The organism is Leuconostoc sp., from assembly GCF_965300815.1.
The window spans coordinates 3,410-8,727 of record NZ_CBDKZH010000057.1 but is presented as its reverse complement, the minus strand read 5'-3'; the positions used below and the strand labels follow the sequence as shown (position 1 = coordinate 8,727).

Annotated in this window: 5 protein-coding genes; all 5 read right to left on the bottom strand. The window is 46.2% G+C overall.

All coding sequences use genetic code 11. The features are described 5' to 3' along the window. Window positions 1-29 precede the first annotated feature (29 nt). Window positions 30-935, bottom strand: a complete 906-nt coding sequence (locus tag ACW12G_RS04980; protein ID WP_455647411.1) for an NADP-dependent oxidoreductase — start codon at window positions 933-935, stop codon at window positions 30-32. Between the two features lie 135 nt (window positions 936-1,070). After that, a complete protein-coding gene (gene gltX, locus ACW12G_RS04975; RefSeq protein ID WP_029510099.1) occupies window positions 1,071-2,567 on the bottom strand; it encodes a glutamate--tRNA ligase in 1,497 nt (498 codons plus the stop codon). Window positions 2,568-2,742: 175 nt separating this feature from the next. Further along, window positions 2,743-3,066: a hypothetical protein gene (locus ACW12G_RS04970; RefSeq protein ID WP_282851101.1), complete on the bottom strand. Its 324-nt coding sequence runs from the start codon at window positions 3,064-3,066 to the stop codon at window positions 2,743-2,745. An 11-nt stretch (window positions 3,067-3,077) separates the two neighbouring features. Next, window positions 3,078-4,445: a DNA repair protein RadA gene (gene radA, locus ACW12G_RS04965; protein WP_077281988.1), complete on the bottom strand. Its 1,368-nt coding sequence runs from the start codon at window positions 4,443-4,445 to the stop codon at window positions 3,078-3,080. Next, a partial coding sequence (locus ACW12G_RS04960; protein ID WP_455647410.1) for a metallophosphoesterase family protein occupies window positions 4,432-5,318 on the bottom strand: 887 nt, incomplete at its 5' end. The genes ACW12G_RS04960 and radA, both read right to left, overlap by 14 nt.

Below are 5,318 nucleotides of genomic sequence, written 5' to 3'. Positions count from 1 at the left end.
AAATAAAAGTATCACCGAAGTGATACTTTTTAGTCAAATGTCAGCACAAGTTTGCCCAGTACGTGTTGGCGCGTTTGAAAATCGCGGACGTTTGCCGCATTAAATGGGCGTGTGTCCGCAATGTTCACGATCACCTGGCCTTGGGCTACTAACGCCAATAATTCGGCGAGTTGTGTGCCGTTAGATTGCAAATAGCCCATCGTCACACGCGAATCAGCCATAGTATCAACCAATGACACCAATCGCCCAGTTGGCTTCAAAACGGCCAATGACGTCTGCAAGGTATCACCGCCAATCGTATCTAAAATCACATCCACACCTGCCGGTATCGCTGCTTGCAGCGACGTCGTTTGGCTATCAATGACCTTCAGTGTCGGATCAACGGCCTGCACAACGGCCGCTGCTGCCTGACCACGGACTGTCGTATAAAGCGTTTGTACCCCAAGCCACTTCGCAACCTGGATAGCTGTGAAACCAACCGATCCAGCACCACCTTGAATGAGTACCGTATCCCTTGGCTGAACCGCTAAGTCTTTGGTTATCATTTGATAACCAGTTTGCCCACCCAGTACCACCGCAGCCGCTTGGACATCACTTACTGCGTCGGGAATTTTAGCAAGTAAGGATTGCCCAACTGGCACAAATTCGGCATAGCTTTTCAAATGTGTCGATGCCGCCACGCGGTCACCAACTGCAAATGCCGTCACTTCAGCGCCAACCGCCACGACAACCCCTGCCACTGATGACCCTGGAATGAGCGGTGTTGCCTTATCTGTTCCCATCAATCCTTGCCGAAACTTCACATCATAAGGGTCAATTGCCGTCGCCCGTTGTTTCACCAATACCTGTTTGGGTTTAATCATCGGCATTGCTGCCGCTAGGTTATCGACCAAGACCGTCGGTTCCCCATAATTTAACATTTCTACTGCATACATGGTATTCACACTTTCTTTATAAGCCGTTACCCCATTGTATGCCAAATCCTGCTAAATGTCCTCGGATTTGCTGTCACAAAGTGCATCAAAAAAGGCGCCTCAGTTAACCCGAAGCACCTTTATGACTCGCCTAAATTAGGCTAAATATTTAGCTTTAACATCAGCCATTGTCGCTAAGACCTTGTCTTTTTCCAATACGACTAACATTTCTGGCAAGTTTGGTCCTTGCACTTCATGTGTTGTCGCGATACGAATTGGATTCCACAAGTTGCGGCCCTTGATTTCAAGTGTGCTTTGAATCTCACGAATAGCTGCCATGTAATCTTCTGCAGTCGCTGATTCTGGCAAGGCTGTGTAAGCTTTTTCCCAGGCTGCAAAGACCTGACGGCCTTCATCAGATGTGAGATAATCGACCATTTCATCCGTAATATCACTTAATTCAAAGAATGGGCGACGCACTAAGTCAACAATTTCGCGTGTATAGGAAATCCCTTCCACACCGGCAACCTTAATGACTTGTGTTAACCAATCGCGCTTCGTTTCGGCATCTTCTGCGCTAATTAAGTCCGCATTGACCAATTCTTGAATCAATTGTGGCATCACTTGATCCAAATCACGACGCATCCATTGGTTGTTAATCCATTCTAACTTCTTTTGGTCAAACTTCGCGTTGGCCTTTGACAAACGGTTCTCGTCAAACATTTGTGTGAATTCTTCAAGGGAGAAGATTTCGTCTTCACCCTTTGGTGACCAACCAAGCAAGCCAATAAAGTTCACCATCGCTTGTGGTTGATAGCCCAAATCCTTGTATTGTTCCACGAATTGCAACACGTTTTCGTCACGCTTTGACAACTTCTTGCCGGTTTCACCGTTGATAATCAAGGCCATGTGACCAAACTTTGGCACATCCCAACCCAATGCTTCAAAAATCATCATTTGCTTGGGTGTGTTTGAGACGTGATCATCCCCACGTAACACGTGAGAAATCTTCATCAAATGATCATCGACAACCACCGCAAAGTTATAGGTTGGCATCCCATCGGCTTTTTGAATCACCCAGTCGCCACCAATTTCCTTGGCACCGATTTCGATATGACCCTTAACAATGTCATCCCAAGCATAAACTTTTTCTTCTGGGACACGGAAACGAATCACCGGTTTTAACCCTTGCGCTTCAAATTCCGCATACTTGGCTTCGCGTTCTTCATCCGTCAAACCTTCATATTCATAAACGTAATGTGGCGCTTGCTTAGCGGCTTGTTGTGCTTCACGTTCAGCAGCCAATTGTTCTGATGTCTTATATGACTTATAGGCCAAGCCCTTAGCCAACAATTCATCAATAAAGGGTTGGTAAATGCCTTGAGCGTTACGTTCAGATTGGCGGTATGGGCCGTAAGCACCTGGATTTTCTGGTGATTCATCCCAGTCCAAACCAAGCCAAGCCAAGTTTTCTAATTGTGACTTTTCACCGTCAGCGATGTTACGTGCTGAATCAGTATCTTCAATCCGAATAATGAATTGGCCATTGTAGTGGCGCGCAAAAAGCCAGTTAAAGATTGCGGTACGCGCGTTACCAATATGTAAATGTCCTGTTGGTGATGGGGCATAGCGAACACGAATGTCTTCTGTCATGTGATATAAAGCGTTAGACAAGTGGTTTGGCTAACGCATTTCCTCCTCAGTTATACGGTTTATCCCGTTATTTATCTACTCTATTGTACAACATTACCCCGACAAAATTCCAATTGGCCACATATTCGCAAAACAAAAGGTCAGGTGGCTAACCTGACCTGCAAACGTTATCGATTTAATGACGATGAGCGTGGATTGGCGCATCTTGTTGCCGTACCAAACGTCTCAGTAACCGTACCCAGTGGTATAGCACCCATCCTAGACCGGCCATGATCACCAGCAATATCGCCATAACGGCAACTTTCCCCCACAAAATTAGGGCATCGCTAAGCCCAACTACTAACGTCAGCCAGCCTAAGCCGACTTGGATAACGCCTAACACCGTAGTTATCAGCACACCTAACCACCAACGCCCTCGATAACCTGTTCCACGTGAAACATAACGATATAACCCATTATGCACCAAAATAAATAGATCACCAGGAATCAGATCCCACATGTTACCCCCCTTTAATCTAAGGCTAATTGCAATGCTTCTCGTAATGTGGCGACGCCAATCACTTGAATTCCTTCAGGGAGTGTGACCCCATTCAAGTTATTCTTTGGCACAATCGCCCGTTTAAAGCCGAGTTTGCGCGCCTCCTTCAACCGGCTCTCAATATCAGCGACGCTCCGGATTTCCCCAGTTAACCCAATTTCACCGACAAAGACGTCACTTGGCCGCGATTCTTTATCGTGATAAGAACTGGCCAGTGCCACGGCAATCGCCAAATCAATTGCGGGTTCATCCAGTTTCACCCCACCGGCAGCTTTCAGATAAGCGTCTTGATTTTGCAACAAGAGATTGGCGCGCTTTTCCAAAACGGCCATTATTAACGACACGCGATTACGATCTAACCCGGAAGCCGTTCGTTGCGCGTTGCCAAAGACGGTGGGCGTCACTAAAGCCTGTAATTCAACCAAAATTGGCCGCGAGCCTTCCAAGGCGACCACAATGGCCGACCCAGTTGCCCCAGCCAATCGTTCCTCCAAAAAGATTTCTGATGGGTTCGCCACTTCAATCAAGCCGCCGTCACGCATTTCAAAAATACCCAATTCATTGGTGGCGCCAAAACGATTTTTCACCGCCCGTAAAATACGGTATTTATAGTTACTATCACCTTCAAAATAGAGCACCGTATCGACCATATGCTCCAAAATCTTTGGTCCAGCAATCGCCCCATCTTTAGTCACGTGACCAACGATAAAAATAGAAATGTTATTGGTTTTAGCAATTTGCAATAAATCTGCCGTAACTTCTCGGATTTGTGACACGGAGCCAATGGCGGACGTCACGTCTGGTTCCTGCATCGTTTGTACTGAGTCAATCACGACAAAATCTGGTTGCAGCGATTCAATCTGCTTTTTAATCGCTGTCATATCTGTTTCTGGATAGAGGTAAAATTCATCATTCCCAACACCCAAACGATCTGCCCGTAGCTTCACTTGGGTGGCAGATTCTTCCCCAGTCACGTATAACACACGACCTTCATGGGCCAATTGCCCAGAGACTTGGAGCAAGAGAGTTGATTTCCCAATGCCTGGATCCCCACCAATCAACACCATTGAACCTGGAACCACCCCACCACCTAACACGCGGTTCAGTTCTTTAAGGTTCGTGGCAACACGCGGTGTTTCCTCTGATGTCACTTCATTAATCTTTTCAACCTTAGCCGTACGACCGTCTAGACTCACCCGACTTTTCCGGTCGTTGGTCTCTGGCATGATTTTTTCTTCGACAAATGTGCCCCATTCACCACAGTTTGAGCAGCGCCCCAGATAGCGCGCTGACGTGAAACCACAGTTTGAGCAAATAAATTGTGTTTTAACTTTTGCGATAATGTTGCTCCTTTAGTTGTGTTAAAAAGTGTTTAGCTTGGGTTTGATACATCAAAAAATTGTCATTGCCACGCAAACTATCACGATCACGTGTGAAATGGCCTGTTTGTAACATGCACACGTATTCCGCTGCAAACGGCCAGTCAACAGACTGGGCACGTGATATTTCTAATTGGGTATCAAAATTCACGCGCCTAAAGTCCGTGCTCACGACACCAACAACATCATCTAATGTGAGCACTAAGTATTGTGCGACCATCCCTTGGGGTGTGAGTTGATAAGACTGACCGACAGTTCCAGTATTTAGAATGCGATGCATTTGAAAATGATTGTCCACTTGCGTCACAGCATCTGTGCGCATGATTTGCGCATGAATGTGGGCGTAAATCGCCATATCCGCATCGCGACCGGTTAACATCTGATTGAAATTTTCTTGTGGCGCATCAGCCAGTAGTGCATCACCATAATTTTGTGTGGGAGTGTGATGTGATAAGTAAAAACGGCGGCCAAAACGTTCAATCGTTGTCGCAATTGGTAATTGCTGAATTTGTGCTATCTCAGCGACTGTAAATTGCGCATAATCACGCGCCATCCAATTTAAAAATGCAACTTCAGCGGCATCGTCCAAATTCACCGCCGTTGCGCGCTCGTATTCTTGGTAACTCGATTCCCAATTACCTTGTAAAAACACTGTCGTATTTTCTTGATGCAATAGACGATAACTCGCAACCGTATTGGGGCCATAGGTGGCGATGTCTCCTAGTGACCAGAATTCAGTAACCCCTTGATTTTTTGCATCAGCAATAACCGCCTCTAAGGCGGTTAAATTACCATGTACATCTGCTAAAACACCTATTTTCTGTTGCATATGCG